At 70.2% G+C, this 15,972-nt stretch carries 17 protein-coding genes; 9 read left to right on the top strand and 8 right to left on the bottom strand.

What is annotated here, in order from left to right; translation table 11 throughout:
• The first annotated feature begins 110 nt into the window (after positions 1-110).
• From ACGFZN_RS12435 to ACGFZN_RS12425, 3 genes are all read left to right on the top strand, one after another.
• Positions 111-263 (top strand): hypothetical protein, encoded by a 153-nt coding sequence (locus ACGFZN_RS12435; protein WP_393858411.1) that lies wholly within the window; start codon positions 111-113, stop codon positions 261-263.
• Between the two features lie 126 nt (positions 264-389).
• On the top strand, positions 390-1,319 hold the full coding sequence (locus ACGFZN_RS12430; protein WP_393858410.1) for a hypothetical protein: 930 nt from the start codon (positions 390-392) through the stop codon (positions 1,317-1,319).
• 129 nt (positions 1,320-1,448) lie between these two features.
• Entirely contained in the window at positions 1,449-2,279 is an 831-nt protein-coding gene (locus tag ACGFZN_RS12425; protein WP_393858409.1) for a hypothetical protein, read from the top strand.
• A gap of 7 nt (positions 2,280-2,286) precedes the next feature.
• Here the strand turns inward: ACGFZN_RS12425 and ACGFZN_RS12420 are convergent, their stop codons facing one another.
• Entirely contained in the window at positions 2,287-4,683 is a 2,397-nt protein-coding gene (locus ACGFZN_RS12420) for an HAD-IC family P-type ATPase (protein WP_393858408.1), read from the bottom strand.
• Between the two features lie 54 nt (positions 4,684-4,737).
• Complete coding sequence (locus ACGFZN_RS12415; protein WP_393858407.1) at positions 4,738-5,004, bottom strand: DUF2530 domain-containing protein; 267 nt, start codon at positions 5,002-5,004, stop codon at positions 4,738-4,740.
• 151 nt (positions 5,005-5,155) lie between these two features.
• On the opposite strand from ACGFZN_RS12415, the gene ACGFZN_RS12410 reads away from it, so the two are divergent.
• Complete coding sequence (locus ACGFZN_RS12410) at positions 5,156-6,607, top strand: NCS2 family permease (protein WP_393858406.1); 1,452 nt, start codon at positions 5,156-5,158, stop codon at positions 6,605-6,607.
• Positions 6,608-6,617: 10 nt separating this feature from the next.
• On the opposite strand, the gene ACGFZN_RS12405 is transcribed toward ACGFZN_RS12410, so the two are convergent.
• Positions 6,618-6,800 carry a ribbon-helix-helix protein, CopG family gene (locus tag ACGFZN_RS12405; RefSeq protein WP_330339246.1) on the bottom strand — a complete coding sequence of 61 codons (183 nt, stop codon included), beginning with the start codon at positions 6,798-6,800 and terminating at the stop codon, positions 6,618-6,620.
• Between the two features lie 154 nt (positions 6,801-6,954).
• Between ACGFZN_RS12405 and ACGFZN_RS12400 the strand changes: the two genes are divergently transcribed.
• Together ACGFZN_RS12400 and ACGFZN_RS12395 are read left to right on the top strand one after the other, a co-directional pair.
• Positions 6,955-7,392: a MarR family winged helix-turn-helix transcriptional regulator gene (locus tag ACGFZN_RS12400; RefSeq protein ID WP_393858405.1), complete on the top strand. Its 438-nt coding sequence runs from the start codon at positions 6,955-6,957 to the stop codon at positions 7,390-7,392.
• A gap of 27 nt (positions 7,393-7,419) precedes the next feature.
• A complete protein-coding gene (locus ACGFZN_RS12395; RefSeq protein WP_393858404.1) occupies positions 7,420-8,766 on the top strand; it encodes an MFS transporter in 1,347 nt (448 codons plus the stop codon).
• A gap of 27 nt (positions 8,767-8,793) precedes the next feature.
• On the opposite strand, the gene ACGFZN_RS12390 is transcribed toward ACGFZN_RS12395, so the two are convergent.
• Entirely contained in the window at positions 8,794-9,381 is a 588-nt protein-coding gene (locus ACGFZN_RS12390; RefSeq protein ID WP_393858403.1) for a Uma2 family endonuclease, read from the bottom strand.
• 111 nt (positions 9,382-9,492) lie between these two features.
• On the opposite strand from ACGFZN_RS12390, the gene thpR reads away from it, so the two are divergent.
• Complete coding sequence (gene thpR / locus ACGFZN_RS12385; protein WP_393858402.1) at positions 9,493-10,065, top strand: RNA 2',3'-cyclic phosphodiesterase; 573 nt, start codon at positions 9,493-9,495, stop codon at positions 10,063-10,065.
• A gap of 178 nt (positions 10,066-10,243) precedes the next feature.
• On the opposite strand, the gene ACGFZN_RS12380 is transcribed toward thpR, so the two are convergent.
• The 4 genes from ACGFZN_RS12380 to ACGFZN_RS12365 all read right to left on the bottom strand — a co-directional run bounded on the left by ACGFZN_RS12380 (position 10,244) and on the right by ACGFZN_RS12365 (position 12,986).
• Positions 10,244-11,239: an aldo/keto reductase gene (locus ACGFZN_RS12380; RefSeq protein ID WP_393858401.1), complete on the bottom strand. Its 996-nt coding sequence runs from the start codon at positions 11,237-11,239 to the stop codon at positions 10,244-10,246.
• A gap of 64 nt (positions 11,240-11,303) precedes the next feature.
• Positions 11,304-11,603: a putative quinol monooxygenase gene (locus tag ACGFZN_RS12375; RefSeq protein WP_393858400.1), complete on the bottom strand. Its 300-nt coding sequence runs from the start codon at positions 11,601-11,603 to the stop codon at positions 11,304-11,306.
• A gap of 25 nt (positions 11,604-11,628) precedes the next feature.
• On the bottom strand, positions 11,629-12,213 hold the full coding sequence (locus ACGFZN_RS12370) for a Uma2 family endonuclease (RefSeq protein ID WP_393858399.1): 585 nt from the start codon (positions 12,211-12,213) through the stop codon (positions 11,629-11,631).
• Between the two features lie 89 nt (positions 12,214-12,302).
• Positions 12,303-12,986: a GDSL-type esterase/lipase family protein gene (locus ACGFZN_RS12365; protein WP_393858398.1), complete on the bottom strand. Its 684-nt coding sequence runs from the start codon at positions 12,984-12,986 to the stop codon at positions 12,303-12,305.
• A 112-nt stretch (positions 12,987-13,098) separates the two neighbouring features.
• Here ACGFZN_RS12365 and ACGFZN_RS12360 point away from each other — a divergent pair, with 112 nt between their 5' ends.
• Positions 13,099-14,076: a WD40 repeat domain-containing protein gene (locus ACGFZN_RS12360; RefSeq protein WP_393858397.1), complete on the top strand. Its 978-nt coding sequence runs from the start codon at positions 13,099-13,101 to the stop codon at positions 14,074-14,076.
• Positions 14,077-14,302: 226 nt separating this feature from the next.
• The gene (locus ACGFZN_RS12355) at positions 14,303-15,859 is read left to right on the top strand and encodes a cellulase family glycosylhydrolase (RefSeq protein ID WP_393858396.1); all 1,557 of its coding nucleotides are present in this window, start codon (positions 14,303-14,305) and stop codon (positions 15,857-15,859) included.
• Positions 15,860-15,972 lie beyond the last annotated feature (113 nt).

The raw sequence follows: 15,972 nt of genomic DNA, 5'->3' as shown, positions 1-15,972 counted from the left end.
GGAAATCTCTCACAACTTCTTCAACTTCCGTACAACCGTTCCCCTGTGTGCCGAGTCTGACCCACCGAAGTCACCGGACTTCAGCCATCGCCACGCACGCAGGGGGACACATGCGTCCACGCGCCACCACCGCCGCCGGCATCCTCGCTGTCCCGGCCGCGCCGGCCGGCGGCTTCGGTACGCCTTCCCCCGCGCGGGGCGCCTCGGCCGTCGCGGCGGTGAGCGCCGCCCGCGTCGGCGAACGTGGGGTGGCCGTCCGGTGAAGCTGCCGGGAACTCCCGGCTTCCGTCGTACAACCAGTCGATTCCCTCGCGGGTCTGATGCCGTGAGTCGACTGACTCCTTGATCACTTTGGACCTCGGGTCCACTTTCTCCACACAGGGGAACGCATGCGTATTCGCGCCACCGTGGCCGCCGTCTCCGGCGCCCTGGCCCTCTCCGCCCTCGTCGTGCCTGCCGCGCAGGCCGCCGGCGGCTCCGCGACGCCCTCCAAGGCCGACATCCTCAAGATCCGCGAGGCCGCCCAGAAGGCCTCCTCCGGCAAGACCGCGTTCGCCGCCTCGAGCGACACCGACGAGCCGTACGCGATGGACGTCACCTTCTCCAACTTCAAGATCGCCGGCGCGGTCAAGGTCGGCACGACCAACCACGTCGCCACCACGGTCACCTACACGATGACCCACGGCGCGGACGTCGACATCAAGGCCGACGACTTCCTCACCGGCCCCTACATCTACAAGGGCGCGTTCGACACGCCGGACAACATGCTCTTCGGCGACTACCCGGCCACCTGCACGGACGTCACGTCGACCACCGCCAGCTGCAAGGGCAACATCGACGTCTACCCGGCCGAGGGCGAGCTGATGAACTCCGACGCCGGCACCTGGCACGGCGGCGCCCTCGCCATCGCGTACAACGGCCAGGACCCGAGCAGCCCCGACTTCGACATCACCAAGGTCGGTTACGCCGACCAGGGCGCCCTCGGCACCACACTGGTCCAGCGCTACTCCAAGCTGACGGTCAACGCCTCCCCCGAGCCGGTGAAGAAGGGCAAGACCATCACGGTCACCGGCAAGCTCTCCCGGGCCAACTGGGAGGACAACAAGTACCACGGCTACACCAACCAGTCCGTGAAGCTGCAGTTCCGCAAGAAGAGCTCCAGCACCTACACCACCCTGAAGACGATCAAGTCGGACGGGTACGGCAACCTGAAGACGACGACCACCGCCTCGGTCGACGGCTACTGGCGCTTCTCCTTCGCGGGCACCTCGACCACCCCGGCGGTCAACGCCACGGGCGACTTCGTCGACGTGCAGTAATGGATCGGTAAGCGCGGCACAAAATCCGGTCCGCGGGGGCTCCGGCCGTACAACCGGCGGCAGCCCTCGCGGATCTGATCGCGTGAGTCGACCGACTCCACGATCACTTCTCCCTCCAAGGGAACGCACATGCGCATACGTGCCGCCGTGGCCGCCGCTTCCGGCGCCCTGGCCATCACCGCCCTCGCAGTCCCGGCCGCGCAGGCCGTCACCGACTCGGGCACCCCCTACACGCTGAACGCCGGCTTCTCCGGCGTCTCGATCGCCAAGGCGATCAAGGTCGGCAGCACCAACAAGGTCAGCGTCTCGTACTCGTACACGCTGACGCACGGCTCGGACGTGAACATCCACGCGAGCGACTTCTACACGGACGCCTTCCTCTACCACGGCACCTACAGCGACACCGCCCCCGAGCTGTACGGCGACAACCCGGCCACCTGCACCGACGTCACGTCGACCACGGCCACCTGCAAGGGCTCCATCGACATCTACCCGACCGACGCCGACCCGAAGAGCGCGGACGCCGGTACCTGGAACGTGGCCGCCGAGGCCGTCGCCTTCAACGGCCAGGACCAGCAGAACCCCGACATGAGCAAGGTCGGCTTCAAGGACCAGAGCGGCCTGGGCACCACCCTGGTGCAGCGCTACTCCAAGCTGACGACCACCGTCAGCTCGACGTCCGTCTACAAGGGCAAGACCTTCACGGTGTCGGGCAAGCTCTCCCGCGCGAACTGGGACGACAACCTGTACCACGGCTACACCAACCAGCCGGTCAAGCTCCAGTTCCGCAAGGCGGGCACCACCACGTACACCACCGTCAAGACGGTGTACACCGACTCCTCCGGCAACCTGAAGACCAGCGCCACCGCGAACTACAGCGGCTACTGGCGCTACTCCTTCGCCGGCACCACGACCACTCCGGCGGTCAGCGCCACGGGCGTGTACGTCGGCGTGAAGTGACCCCGGCCTAGTCGGGAAAGCGGCGGCCGACCCAGGCCCAGAGCCACTCCAGGGCGGCCGCCGCCACCACCGCGACGCCGACGGCGGTCCACGGCATCGTGAGCCCCACCAGCCTCAGCGCGAAGAAGGCCTGCAGCGCGGGCACGGCCAGCACCAGCAGGAACGCCGCTCCCATCGCGGCCACCAGGGCCAGCCGCCACCAGGTGTAGGGGCGGGCGATGATCGCCAGGATCCACAGGGAGACCAGGAACAGGGTCAGCGTCGCCGCGCTGGTCTGCGCGGCCAACCGGTCGCTTCCCGTGTACACCCCCCGGGCGATCAGATACGTCACGAAGGTCGCCGCCCCCGCCACCACGCCGCCCGGCACCGCGTACCGCATCACGCGGCGCACGAAGTGCGGTCTCGCCCGCTCCTTGTTGGGCGCCAGGGCCAGGAAGAACGCCGGGACGCCGATGGTGAGGGTGGACAGCAGGGTCAGGTGCCGGGGCAGGAAGGGGTATGCGACCTGTGCGCAGACCACCAGGACCGCCAGCAGCACCGAGTAGACGGTCTTCACCAGGAACAGCGTCGCCACCCGCGTGATGTTGCCGATCACCCGGCGGCCCTCCGCGACCACCGACGGCAGGCTCGCGAAACTGTTGTCCAGCAGCACGATCTGCGCCACCGCCCGGGTCGCCTCCGAGCCGGAGCCCATGGCCACCCCGATGTCGGCGTCCTTCAGCGCGAGCACGTCGTTCACGCCGTCGCCGGTCATCGCGACCGTGTGCCCGCGCGACTGCAGTGCCCCGACCATGTCCCGCTTCTGCCGCGGGGTGACCCGCCCGAACACCGTGGCCCGGTCCAGTGCCTCGGCCATCCCCGCCCGGTCGGCGGGCAGGTGCCGCGCGTCCACGGCCGTCCCCGTGAGGCCGAGCTTGCCGGCGACCGCACCGACCGACACCGCGTTGTCGCCGGAGACGACCTTGGCGCGGACGTCCTGCTCCGCGAAGTAGCGCAGGGTGTCGGCGGCGTCGGGCCGCAGCCGCTGCTCCAGGACGACGAGGGCGGTGGGCCGGCCGCCGCGGGCCGGGTCGGGGTCGTCCAGGTCGCGGCTCGTACGGGTCAGCAGCAGCACCCGCTGCCCCTGCTCGTTGAGGCGCTCGGTCTCGGCCAGGGCCGGGTCGCCGGGCGGCAGGAGGACGTCCGGGGCGCCCAGCAGCCAGGTGCTGGACTCGCCGTCGGCCTCGCTGAACGCGGCCCCGCTGTACTTGCGGGCCGAGGAGAACGGCAGCGACTCCACGCAGCGCCAGTCCTCGCTGTCCGGGCAGGCGTCGATGATCGCCTGGAGGGAGGCGTTGGGCCGCGGGTCGGACTCGCCGAGCGCGCCGAGCACCTTGCGTATGTACGCTTCGTCGGCGCCGTCCAGCGGCCGCAGCTCGGTGACGTCCATGCCGCCCTCGGTGAGGGTGCCGGTCTTGTCCAGGCAGACGGTGTCGACGCGGGCCAGCCCCTCGATCGCCGGCAGCTCCTGCACCAGGCACTGTTTCCGGCCGAGCCGGATGACGCCGATCGCGAAGGCCACCGAGGTGAGCAGCACCAGCCCCTCGGGGACCATCGGGACGATGCCGCCGACCGTGCGGGCCACCGCGTCCTTCAGGCCGTGGTTCTTGACGACGAGCTGGGTGACGACGAGCCCGGCCGCGGCCGGGACCATCATCCAGGTGACGTACTTGAGGATCGTGGAGATGCCGGTGCGCAGTTCGGAGTGGACCAGGGTGAAGCGGGAGGCCTCCTCGGCCAGCCGGGCCGCATAGGCCTCGCGGCCGACCCTGGTCGCCTGGAAGGCGCCGCCGCCCGCGACCACGAAACTGCCGGACAGCACCGGATCGCCGGCCCGTTTGACCACGGGGTCCGCCTCGCCGGTGAGCAGCGACTCGTCGATCTCCAGCCCGTCGGCCTCCGCGCAGACCCCGTCGACCACGACCTTGTCGCCCGGACCGACCTCGATCAGGTCGCCGAGCACGATCTCGTGGACGGCCACCGGGAGGGCGGTGCCGTCGCGACGCACCGTCGGCCGGGCCTCGCCGATCACCGCGAGCGCGTCGAGGGTCTGCTTGGCCCGCCACTCCTGGACGATGCCGATGCCGGTGTTGGCAAGGATCACGAAGCCGAACAGGCCGTCCTGGATCGGCGCGACGAAGAGCACGATCAGCCACAGCACGCCGATGATCGCGTTGAACCGGGTGAAGACGTTGGCCCGGACGATCTCGCCCAGCGACCGGCTGCTGCGCACGGGTACGTCGTTGACCTGCCCGCGCGCACGCCGCTCGGCCACTTCCGCGGCGGTCAGCCCGGCCGGCCGGCTCGCGGGCAGGGCCACCGGGTGCACGGGATCGAGTTCGGCGCCCGCGTCGATATGGCTCATGTCATCGACGGTACGTGCCGATTTGCCCCCTTGCCCGCCTTCCGGCCGGCCGAGCTAGTGAGCCGACGTCGACCGCAGCCCCGCCGCCTTCTTGATCGCCGCGTCCCGCCTCCTGACGTACCAGATGCCGATCAGCCCCAGTCCGCCGCCGGCCAGGCAGGTCCACAGCCACCACAGGTGCCCGTGGTCCCGGAACCAGCCGTAGAAGGGCAGCTGCACGAGGAAGAGGGCGAACCAGACGATCGTCCCGCCGGTGACGGTGGCGACCACCGGGCCCTCCAGGGGCTCCGGCGCCTCGTGCTTGGGAGTCCACTTGGCCATACCGCACAGCTTACGAGGCGATCAGGTCTACGCGCGGAGATAGCGATCTACGACTCATACCTTCATACTGAAACCGTTTGTCTGTGTCCACTTCTGTTCGTACGAAACTCCAACGGGGCTCGGGGGAACCCCGTCGGTGATGAGGTAACGCATGTCCACCTCGGCACCCGCCAAGGTCCCCACCCCCGAAATGCCGGGCGGTGCGCCCGCCCAGGGCGCGCTCGACCGCTACTTCCGGATCTCCGAGCGCGGCAGCTCCGTCGCCCGTGAGGTCCGCGGCGGTTTCGCCACCTTCTTCGCGATGGCGTACATCATCGTGCTGAACCCGATCATCCTCGGCAGCGCGAAGGACATGTACGGGCACCATCTGGACAACGGCCAGCTGGTGACGGCGACCGCGCTGACGGCCGCGTTCACCACCCTGCTCATGGGCGTCATCGGCAACGTGCCGATCGCGCTCGCCGCCGGCCTCGGCGTGAACTCGGTCGTCGCGCTGCAGCTGGCGCCCCGGATGTCCTGGCCCGACGCGATGGGCATGGTCGTCCTCGCGGGCTTCGTGGTCATGCTGCTGGTCGCCACCGGCCTGCGCGAGCGCGTGATGAACGCCGTGCCGTTCGGGCTGCGCAAGGCGATCTCGATCGGTATCGGCCTGTTCATCATGCTGATCGGCCTGGTCGACTCCGGCTTCATCACGCGCATGCCGGACGCCGCCCAGACCACCGTCCCGGTCCAGCTCGGCGTGGGCGGCCATCTGCACGGCTGGCCGGTGCTGGTCTTCATCCTCGGCGTGCTGCTCACCTTCGCGCTGATCGTGCGCAAGACGCCGGGCGCGATCCTGATCTCGATCGTCGGCATGACCGTCCTCGCGGTCGTCCTCAACGCCGTCACCACGATCCCGTCCTGGGGCCTGACCGTCCCCAAGTGGCCCGGCAACCCGGTCGCCACCCCCGACTTCGGCCTGGTCGGTCACGTCAGCCTGTTCGGCGGTTTCTCCAAGGTCGGCGTGCTGACCGGCATCCTGTTCGTCTTCACGGTCCTGCTGTCGTGCTTCTTCGACGCGATGGGCACGATCATGGGCGTCAGCGACGAGGCGAAGCTGACGGACGCCGAGGGCTACATGCCGGGCATCAACAAGGTCCTGTTCATCGACGGCCTCGCGGTCGCGGCGGGCGGCGCCAGCTCCTCGTCGGCCACCACCGCCTTCGTGGAGTCCACCGCCGGCGTCGGCGAGGGCGCCCGCACGGGCCTCGCGAACGTCGTCACGGGCGGCCTCTTCGCCGTCGCGCTGTTCCTCACCCCGGTCGCCACGATGGTCCCGTCCCAGGCGGCGACCCCGGCGCTGATCGCGGTCGGGTTCCTGATCCTGTCCAACTCGGTCAAGGAGATCGACTGGGCCGACTACACGATCGCGATCCCGGCGTTCGTGACGATGCTGATGATGCCGTTCACCTACTCGATCACGAACGGCATCGGCATGGGCTTCATCACCTTCACCGTGCTGCGCCTGGCGGCCGGCCGGGCCCGCGAGATCCCGGTGCCCATGTACCTGGTCTCGGCGGTCTTCGCCTTCTACTACCTGATGCCGGCCCTGGGACTCACCTGACCGGCGGGCGTCACCCGACGCCGTAGAACTTCTCCGTCTCCTCGACGGCGGCCTGGAACCGCTCGTCGAAGTCGTCCCGGATGAGCGTGCGGACCACATAGTCCTGCACGCTCATTCCTCTTTTCGCCGCATGGTGCCGGAGCCTTTCGAGCAGCTCCCCGTCTATCCGCAGGCTGAGCACACTGGTCCCCATGCGTACGAGGGTCGCCACATCCGGGGCCCCGATGCGTCACTTTCCGGAACCGACTCACTCATACGAGTGATCGAACGGTTCAGTGGCGGGTATCACGGGCATCCCGGCGTGTCACGGTAGTCTTTAGGCAGGGTAATGAGATATCCTAAAGAACATGCCGGACCTCACCCATGGCGACGACGCTGCCGCCGTGAACTCACTCCGCTCCGCCGTGATGCGGCTGTCCCGTCGGCTCAAGCACCAGCGGGTCGACGAGTCGCTGAGCCCGACGGAGATGTCGGTGCTCGGCACCCTCGCCCGCTGCGGCTCGGCCACGCCGGGCGAGCTCGCCCGCAAGGAGCACGTCCAGCCGCCGTCGATGACCCGCATCGTCGCGCTGCTCGAGTCCAAGGGGCTGGTCCGGCTGGAGCCGCACCCCGAGGACCGGCGCCAGAAGGTCGTCACCCAGACCGAGCAGGCCGAGGCGATGCTCGAGGAGAGCCGCCGCAAGCGCAACGCGTTCCTGGCCGGCCTGATCGAGGGCCTCGACGAGGACGAGTGGGCCGCCCTGCGCGCCGCCGCCCCCGTGCTGGAGAAGCTCGCACACCTGTAAGCCCGCTGATGTAGGAGGCGAACGCTTTTGAGTACGGGATCCGGAACACCTTCCGCCCCCGCACCGGCCACCCCCACTACCCCCACCGCCCGCACCTCCTCGATGTTCAGCTCGCTGAAGATCCGGAACTACCGCCTCTTCTTCCTCGGCCAGGTCGTCTCCAACACCGGCACCTGGATGCAGCGCATCGCCCAGGACTGGCTCGTCCTCAGCCTCACCGGCTCCTCCGCGGCGGTCGGCATCACCACCGCCCTGCAGTTCCTGCCGATGCTGCTGTTCGGCCTGTACGGCGGTGTCCTGGTCGACCGGCTCCCCAAGCGCCCCGCGCTGCTGGTCACCCAGTCCGCCATGGCCCTGACGGGCCTGGTGCTCGCCTTCCTCACACTCTCCGGCCACGTCCAGGTCTGGCACGTCTACGTCGCCGCCTTCGCCGTGGGCCTCGCCACGGTGGTCGACAACCCGGCCCGGCAGTCCTTCGTCTCCGAGATGGTCGGCCCCGAGCAGCTGCAGAACGCGGTCAGCCTGAACTCCGCGAACTTCCAGTCCGCCCGCCTGGTCGGCCCGGCCGTCGCCGGTGTGATGATCACCGGCGTGGGCACCGGCTGGGCGTTCCTCGCCAACGGCCTGTCCTTCGTCGCGCCCATCGCCGGCCTGCTGCTGATGCGCGCCCGCGAGCTGCACGTCGTCGAGCGCGCCCCGCGCGGCAAGGGACAGCTGCGCGAGGGCCTGCAGTACGTGGCCGGGCGGCCCGAGCTGATCTGGCCGATCGTCCTCGTCGGTTTCATCGGCACCTTCGGCTTCAACTTCCCGGTGTGGCTGTCGGCCTACGCGGACCACGTCTTCCACTCCGGCGCCGGCTCCTACAGCCTCTTCAACACCCTGATGGCCGTCGGCTCCCTGTGCGGCGCCCTGCTCGCCGCCCGGCGCGGCACGGCCCGGCTGCGCGTCCTGACCGCCGCCGCGCTGGCCTTCGGCACGCTGGAGGTGGTGGCCGCGCTGGCCCCGTCGTACTGGTTGTTCGCGCTGCTCATGGTGCCGATCGGGGTCTGCGGCCTGACGGTCAACGTCACCGCGAACACCGCCGTGCAGATGGCCACCGACCCCGCCATGCGGGGCCGGGTGATGGCCCTGTTCATGATGGTGTTCATGGGCGGTACGCCGCTGGGCGCGCCCGTCGTCGGCTGGATCACCGACACCTACGGCGCCCGGATCGGCTTCGCCCTCGGCGGCGTCGTCTCGGCGGCGGCCGCCGCGGTCGTCGGCCTGGTCCTGGCCCGCGTCGGCGGCCTGCGCCTGACGGTGGGCTGGCACCGCGGCCACCCCCGGGTCCGGTTCGTCCCGAGGGACCGGGAGCGGCTGACCACGGCGGCGTGAGCCTCCGGCGGACGGCGGGGCCTGGACTCAGTCGCGGGGGAACTCGTCGGTCTTGAGTACCAGGCCCACCGGGGTGCCGGTGAGGTCGATGTCATCGCCGAAACCGAAGCTGACCTCGGCGTGGTACGCGCCGTCCTTCGGCAGGGTGTGCAGATGCCACTGAGCGGTGTACGGATCCACGATCAGGTACACCGGAACCTCGGCGTGGGCGTATGCCGTCTTCTTGGGGCCGTAGCCGTTGGCTGAAGTGTCCTTGGAGATCACTTCGGCGACGAACTCGACGTCCTGGTGGCGCCAGCGGCCGTTGTCGTCCGGCGTCGCCTGCTCGGCCATCGCGGCCAGATCGCACGCGAAGCCGTTCAGACGACCAGGAAAGTCGATGCGCACATCCGAGGCGATCCGGCTGCGGGGGTACTTCACGCGCAACTGGTCGTAGACGGCCGCGATGATCTCCCAGCGACTCTGCCGCTGCGGTGACATGAAGATGTGCCCCCCGACGATCTCGACCTTGTATCCCTCGGGGACGGGCATCTTCTCCAGCCACTCGAACAACATGTCGAGCGTAAGGTCGCCACTGACTTCGGCCATCGCGATCCTGTCTTCCAGGACGGTCATGGCGGCGCTCCTCCCCGGCTGCTCACGGACGTGTGCAGGCGCGCAGGACAACGATACGCATAGCGACGAGGCACGCTCGGGCGTGCGCGTGCCCGGAGGGACACTGGCCCCATGAGACTCTTCGCCGCGGTGCTCCCTCCGGAGTCCGTCGTCCGTGAACTCGCCGCCGAGGTCGCCAGGTTGCAGACGCTGCCCGGCGCGGAGCGGCTGCGCTGGACCCACCGGCCGGGCTGGCACTTCACCCTCGCCTTCTACGGCGAGGTCGCCGACGGCCTCGTGCCGGACCTGTCGGACCGCCTGGCCCGGGCGGCCCGCCGTACGGCGCCCTTCGCCCTGGCCCTCTCCGGCGGCGGCCAGTTCGGGCGCGGCAAGGCCCTGTGGACCGGCGCCCACGGCGAGGTGGAGGCGCTGCGGCTGCTGGCCGACCGGGCGGAGTCGGCGGCGCGGAAGGCGGGCGTGCCGATGGGGGAGCACCGCCGGTACAAGGCGCACCTGACGGTGGCGCGGGGCCGGGACTCGGTGGACGTACGGCCGCATGTCGACCTGCTCCGCGAGTTCACCAGCAGGACCTGGACGGTGGACGAGCTGGTGCTGGTGCGGAGCAATCTGCCGCGCTCGGGGGTGGCGGGGGAGCAGCCGCGCTACGAGGCGGTCGCCCGCTGGTCCCTGGGCGGGGCCGGTTAGGCTCGATGGCGTGGACCCGAAAACCCGGAACCGGATCATGGCCGGTGTACTTGTTCTGATGTTCGTTGTGGTAGCCGTGGCTGCGGCGGTCAGGTAGGGCCTGGCCGGAGTGGGCGGCCGGCCGCGCCCCGCGGCGGGGCCGCATGCCGGATGCGGCCCCGCGCCTGCCCCACCGGAACTACCAGGCGAAGGCCTCCGGGGACGGGCCCGGGCCCGGGAACACCTCGTCCAGGCCGGCCAGCAGCTCCTCGCTCAGCTCCAGCTCGGACGCCCTGATCGCGGACCGAAGCTGCTCGGCCGTACGCGGGCCGACGATGGGACCGGTCACGCCCGGCCGGGTCAGCAGCCAGGCCAGGGCCACCTCGCCGGGCTCCAGGCCGTGCTTGTCGACCAGGTCCTCGTACGCCTGGATCTGGGCGCGGGAAGCCGGGTCCTTCAGGGTGTCCGCGGCCCGGCCGGAGGCACGGCGGCCGCCCTGGACCTCCTTCTTGATCACGCCGCCGAGCAGACCGCCGTGCAGCGGCGACCACGGGATGACCCCGAGGCCGTAGTCCTGCGCGGCCGGGATGACCTCCATCTCGGCGCGCCGCTCGGCGAGGTTGTACAGGCACTGCTCGCTGACCAGGCCGATGGTGCCGCCGCGGCGGGCGGCGACCTCGTTGGCCTGGGCGATCTTGTAGCCGGGGAAGTTGGAGGAGCCGACGTAGAGGATCTTGCCCTGCTGGACCAGGGTGTCGATGGCCTGCCAGATCTCCTCGAACGGGGTGTCCCGGTCGATGTGGTGGAACTGGTAGAGGTCGATGTAGTCGGTCTGCAGCCGCTTGAGGCTGGCGTCCACCGCGCGCCGGATGTTCAGCGCGGAGAGCTTGTCGTGGTTGGGCCAGGCCGGCTGCCCGTCGGCGCCCATGTTGCCGTAGACCTTGGTGGCGAGGACGACCTTGTCGCGGCGCTCGCCGCCCTTGGCGAACCAGTTGCCGATGATGCTCTCGGTCCGCCCCTTGTTCTCCCCCCAGCCGTACACGTTGGCGGTGTCGAAGAAGTTGATGCCCGCGTCGAGGGCGGCGTCCATGATGGCGTGGCTGTCGGCCTCGTCCGTCTGCGGCCCGAAGTTCATCGTCCCGAGGACGAGCCGACTGACCTTGAGTCCCGTGCGTCCAAGCTGCGTGTACTTCATGGTCCTCTAGCCAACGGCTTGAAGTGCGCTCTAAGCAAGGGCTTTCGGCGGCAGGCGTGGCGGCTCAGAGGCCGAGGCCGCCCGCGACCGTCAGTTCCCGCTTGGTGAACTCGCCCGTGAGCAGGGGCATGGCCGTCCCGATCGCCGCCCGCGCCTCGGGCAGCTCCAGCGAGGCGTCGTGGTGCTCCTTGCTCCGCCAGACCTCGGTCACCCAGATCGTCACGTCGTCATCGTCGGCGAGCCCCACGATGTACGCGTCGCACCCGGCCGCGCGGAGGCCTTCGGCGGCGCCGAGGAGGATGGCGACGACCTCGTCGCGGGAGCCGGGGACGGTCTTCATGGAGGCGATGCAGCCGTAGGTCATGGGCCGCATCCTGGCATCCGGCCCGTCAGTCGCGGAGGAACTCGTCGGTCTTCAGCGTGAGGCCCAGGTCGGTGGTGGTCATGTCGACGTCCGCTCCGAACAGGACCGTCAGTTCGCTGACGTAGTCGCCGTCCTTCGGCTGGGTGTAGAGGTGGCACTTGCCCTGGTAGGGGTCGGCGACGAGGTAGACCGGGACCTCGGCGGTGGCGTAGGCCGTCTTCTTGGGGCCGTAGTCGTTGTGTCCCGTGCCCTTGGAGATGACCTCCGCGACGAACTCGACGTCCTCGCAGCGCCACAGGCCCCCGGGCGTCTTCTCGGCGTCTTCGGCCACGAGCGTGACGTCGGAGCAGAAGCCGTTGAGGTGGCCGGGGTAGTCGATCCGGACGTCCGACTTGACGCGCCTGCGCGGGTACTTGGTGCGCAACTGCTCAACGATGTCCAGGATGATCTCCCAGTGGGTGTCCCGCTGCGGCGCCATGAAGATGGCCCCCTCGACGATGTCGACCTTGTATCCCTCGGGGGTGGTCCGCTCGAGCGACTCGAACAGGTCGTCCAGAGTCGGCTCGCCGCTCTCCTCGGCCATCTCGATCCTGTCTTCGAGGACGGTCATCGTGGCGCTCCTCCCCGGCTGCCCCAACGGACGAGTGCAGCCGCGCGGTGCAACGATACGCACGGTGACCGCGATACGCCGGAATTCGGTCAGCTTGTTCCGGTCGCGTACGCCTGTCCGATCCCCCACGCCTCCCGCATCGCCCACGCGAACGCCGCCGCGATCCGGTGCTCGCCGCTCGCGTTGGGGTGCGTGCCGTCGTAGGTGTCGGCGTGGATGTCGTAGCCCTCGGGGCGCGGGGCGAGCAGGATCGGGGACCGGTGCTCGTCCAGGTCGGCCGCGCACTTCGCCAGCAGGTCGTTGAACTGGTCCACCTGCGCGGCGAACGGCTCGTCCACCTGGGCCCGGATGTTCGGGATCACCGGCAGCAGCACCATGCGGATGCCCGGATCGGCCTCGCGCGCGCTCGCTATGAAGGCCCGCACGTTCTGCGCCGTCTGCTCGGCGTTGGTGTAGAAGCCCAGGTCGATGAGGCCGAGGGAGACCAGCAGCACGTCCGCCCGGTGCCGCCGCACCGCCTCGCCGATCAGCGGGGTCATGTGCACCCAGCCCTCGCCCCAGCCGGCCAGGTGGCGGCGGGGGAAGCCGGGGTCGGCGTAGTCGTACGACACCGGCGCCTCGGCGGCCTTGTCGTACAGCTCCTCGCGCGGGCCGACGAAGGTGAACGGGCCGCCGTACGTCTCGCGCAGGTGCCGCCACAGCCGGTAACGCCATGTGTGTTCGCCCGCGCTCCCGATCGTCATGGAGTCACCTACGGGCATGAACCTGAGCATCCGCTCATGATGAACGATCTTCCGTGCCGGTGGGGTGTGAGGCCCACCACGTCCGGCGGCCCCGGCAGGGGCCCGCGGGGTGAACGCCCGCGGGCAGTGGCAGGCTTGGCGCATGCGCCGATCGTCCGCCGTCCTCGCCGGGTTGCTGCTCGCCGGCGCCTGCGCGCTGCCCGCATCCGCCGCCGACGGGGACGGCGACCAGGGGTTCACCTTCAAGGACCCCAGCATCAGCGAGTCCAGCGGGCTCGCCGCCTCCCGCCTCCACCCCGGCGTCTACTGGACGCACAACGACAGCGGCCACGGGCCGTACATCTACGCCGTGGACAGCCGGACCGGGAAGACCGTCGCCCGGATCACCCTGCGCGGCATCGGCGCCCCGCGCGACGTCGAGGCCATCTCCATCGGACCGCACGACGAGATCTACCTCGGCGACATCGGCGACAACCTGGGCGGCACGTGGCCGTACGTGTGGATCTACCGGCTGCCCGAGCCCAAGCAGCTGCGGGACCAGACGGTCACCGCCACGCAGTACGTCGTGAAGTACTCCGACGGGCCGCGCGACGCCGAGTCGCTGGTGGTCCACCCGAAGACCGGGCGGGTCTACATCATCGACAAGAAGGAGGACGGCGGGCACCTCTACGAGGGCCCGGCCACCCTCTCCCCGTCCGGCACGAACGTCTTCAGGCCGATCGCCCCCGTCGACCTGTGGGCGACGGACGCGGCGTTCTCCCCCGACGGACGGCAGTTGGCGGTGCGCGGTTACTTCGGCGGGATCCTCTACGACTGGAACGGCGGCCGTATCAAGCGCGAGGGCCGGCTGGACGTGCCCCTCCAAGGACAGGGCGAGGGCGTCACCTACTCCGCCGACGGGACCAAGCTGCTGTACAGCAGCGAGGGCGCGGGCAGCGAGGTGGTGGCGAAGGACGCGCCGGGCGGCGGTTCCGTCAAGTCGCCGTCCGCCGCCGCGAGTTCCGGCCGCGGTGGCGGGGACGCCGGCGTCGGCGGCGGGAGCCTGAAGGTCGGGGCCGTCGTGGTCGTGGCCGGCATCGCCGCCCTCCTGGGGTTCAGCCGGCTGCGTCGGCGGGGCTGAGCGCCGGCGTCCGCCGGTCGCGGGCGCGGCGTCGCCTCGCCGGCGTGGCCGGAACGCGCCCCGGCCGGCGGGGCCGGGCGCCGCTGCCGGGTCCGTGCGCTCGCGACGGATGCGCGTCGAGTGCCTTGACGTGAGCATGGCGCTCGCGTTTCCTGGGGGATGCGCGGCGAATGGGAGCGCTCCCATACCCTCAGTCCGAGCCGCGCCTCCCGAGAGGACAAGGCACATGTTCCGCAGCCTGCGAAGAGCGCTGTGTGCAGCCGCCGCCGCGCTCCTCCTGCCCCTTGCCGGGGCACAGACCGTCCACGCGGCGACCGCCGGGGCGCACGTCACGGCCACGGCCGAGGCTCCCGGCGCCGGTTACTGGCACACCAGCGGCCGGCAGATCCTGGACGCGGCCGGGCAGCCGGTGCGCATCGCCGGGGTCAACTGGTTCGGCTTCGAGACGAGCAACCAGGTCGTCCACGGCCTCTGGTCGCGCGACTACAAGAGCATGATCGACCAGATGAAGTCGCTGGGCTACAACACGATCCGGCTGCCGTACAGCGACGACATCCTCAAGCCCGGCGCCATGCCGACCAGCATCGACTTCTCCAGCGGCAAGAACGCCGACCTCCAGGGCCTGACCTCGCTGCAGGTCATGGACAAGATCGTGGCGTACGCCGGGCAGGACGGGCTGAAGGTGATCCTGGACCGGCACCGCCCCGACTCCAGCGGGCAGTCCGCGCTCTGGTACACCTCCTCCGTCCCCGAATCGACCTGGATCGCCGACCTGAAGGCGCTGGCGACCCGCTACAAGGGCCAGGACACGGTCATCGGCATCGACCTGCACAACGAGCCGCACGACCCGGCCTGCTGGGGCTGCGGCGACCAGGCCACCGACTGGCGCCTGGCCGCCGAGCGGGCCGGCGACGCGGTCCTGTCCGTCAACCCGGACCTGCTCGTCTTCGTGGAGGGCGTGCAGACCTACAACGGCGTCTCGGGCTGGTGGGGCGGCAACCTGATGGGGGCCGGGCAGTACCCGGTGCGGCTCGACGTGGCGAACCGGGTCGTCTACTCCGCCCACGACTACGCCACCAGCGTGGCCCAGCAGAGCTGGTTCAGCGACCCGTCCTTCCCGGACAACATGCCCGGCATCTGGGACAAGTACTGGGGCTACCTGTTCAAGCAGAACATCGCCCCGGTGTGGGTCGGCGAGTTCGGTACGACCCTGCAGTCGACGGTGGACCAGAAGTGGCTGGCGGCGCTGGTGAGTTACCTGCGGCCCACGTCGACGTACGGCGCCGACTCCTTCCCGTGGACCTTCTGGTCGTGGAACCCCGACTCCGGTGACACGGGCGGGATCCTGAAGGACGACTGGCAGACCGTGGACACCGTCAAGGACGGCTACCTGGCCGGCATCAAGGCGCCGCTCTTCGCGAGCAGCGGCGGGTCCGGCGGCGGTGGCGGCGGTGGCGGCGGTGGAGGCGGCGGGGGCACCTCTGCGGCCTGCACCGCGACCTACTCCGTCAGCAGTGACTGGGGCAGCGGGTTCAACGCGGACGTGACCGTGAAGAACACCGGGACCACCGCGCTGTCGTCCTGGAAGGTCACCTGGACGTTCAGCGGCGGGCAGAAGGTCACCTCCCTGTGGAACGCCTCGTACACGCAGAGCGGTTCGACCGTGACCGCGACGAACGCCGCGTACAACGGCAGCCTGGCCGCGGGCGCCTCGACAAGCTTCGGCTTCTCGGCGGCGCCGGGCGGCGCTGCGACGCCGACGCTCACGTGCGCGGCCGCGTGAGGACCGCGCGGGGTGCGGGCCACGGCCGGCACCGCGTACGGCACTTCGCACGGCACTGCGCACCATGAAGAGAAGGGCGCCCGGTGACGAATCACCGGGCGCCCTTCAGCGTC

Origin of the sequence: Streptomyces sp. NPDC048192, from assembly GCF_043202415.1 — a bacterium.
Classification (GTDB): Bacteria; Actinomycetota; Actinomycetes; order Streptomycetales; family Streptomycetaceae; genus Streptomyces.
Note: the sequence above shows the minus strand (reverse complement) of the source record. Positions and strands in the feature narration are given on the sequence as shown.

Coding starts and splice junctions, on each gene's coding strand:
- ACGFZN_RS12390 (WP_393858403.1), bottom strand. CDS start 9,381: ATGACCGTCCTGGAAGACAGGATCGCGATGGCCGAAGTCAGTGGCGAC.
- ACGFZN_RS12360 (WP_393858397.1), top strand. CDS start 13,099: ATGCGCCGATCGTCCGCCGTCCTCGCCGGGTTGCTGCTCGCCGGCGCC.
- thpR (WP_393858402.1), top strand. CDS start 9,493: ATGAGACTCTTCGCCGCGGTGCTCCCTCCGGAGTCCGTCGTCCGTGAA.
- ACGFZN_RS12365 (WP_393858398.1), bottom strand. CDS start 12,986: ATGCTCAGGTTCATGCCCGTAGGTGACTCCATGACGATCGGGAGCGCG.
- ACGFZN_RS12400 (WP_393858405.1), top strand. CDS start 6,955: ATGCCGGACCTCACCCATGGCGACGACGCTGCCGCCGTGAACTCACTC.
- ACGFZN_RS12435 (WP_393858411.1), top strand. CDS start 111: ATGCGTCCACGCGCCACCACCGCCGCCGGCATCCTCGCTGTCCCGGCC.
- ACGFZN_RS12425 (WP_393858409.1), top strand. CDS start 1,449: ATGCGCATACGTGCCGCCGTGGCCGCCGCTTCCGGCGCCCTGGCCATC.
- ACGFZN_RS12430 (WP_393858410.1), top strand. CDS start 390: ATGCGTATTCGCGCCACCGTGGCCGCCGTCTCCGGCGCCCTGGCCCTC.
- ACGFZN_RS12420 (WP_393858408.1), bottom strand. CDS start 4,683: ATGAGCCATATCGACGCGGGCGCCGAACTCGATCCCGTGCACCCGGTG.
- ACGFZN_RS12380 (WP_393858401.1), bottom strand. CDS start 11,239: ATGAAGTACACGCAGCTTGGACGCACGGGACTCAAGGTCAGTCGGCTC.
- ACGFZN_RS12405 (WP_330339246.1), bottom strand. CDS start 6,800: ATGGGGACCAGTGTGCTCAGCCTGCGGATAGACGGGGAGCTGCTCGAA.
- ACGFZN_RS12415 (WP_393858407.1), bottom strand. CDS start 5,004: ATGGCCAAGTGGACTCCCAAGCACGAGGCGCCGGAGCCCCTGGAGGGC.
- ACGFZN_RS12410 (WP_393858406.1), top strand. CDS start 5,156: ATGTCCACCTCGGCACCCGCCAAGGTCCCCACCCCCGAAATGCCGGGC.
- ACGFZN_RS12370 (WP_393858399.1), bottom strand. CDS start 12,213: ATGACCGTCCTCGAAGACAGGATCGAGATGGCCGAGGAGAGCGGCGAG.
- ACGFZN_RS12375 (WP_393858400.1), bottom strand. CDS start 11,603: ATGACCTACGGCTGCATCGCCTCCATGAAGACCGTCCCCGGCTCCCGC.
- ACGFZN_RS12355 (WP_393858396.1), top strand. CDS start 14,303: ATGTTCCGCAGCCTGCGAAGAGCGCTGTGTGCAGCCGCCGCCGCGCTC.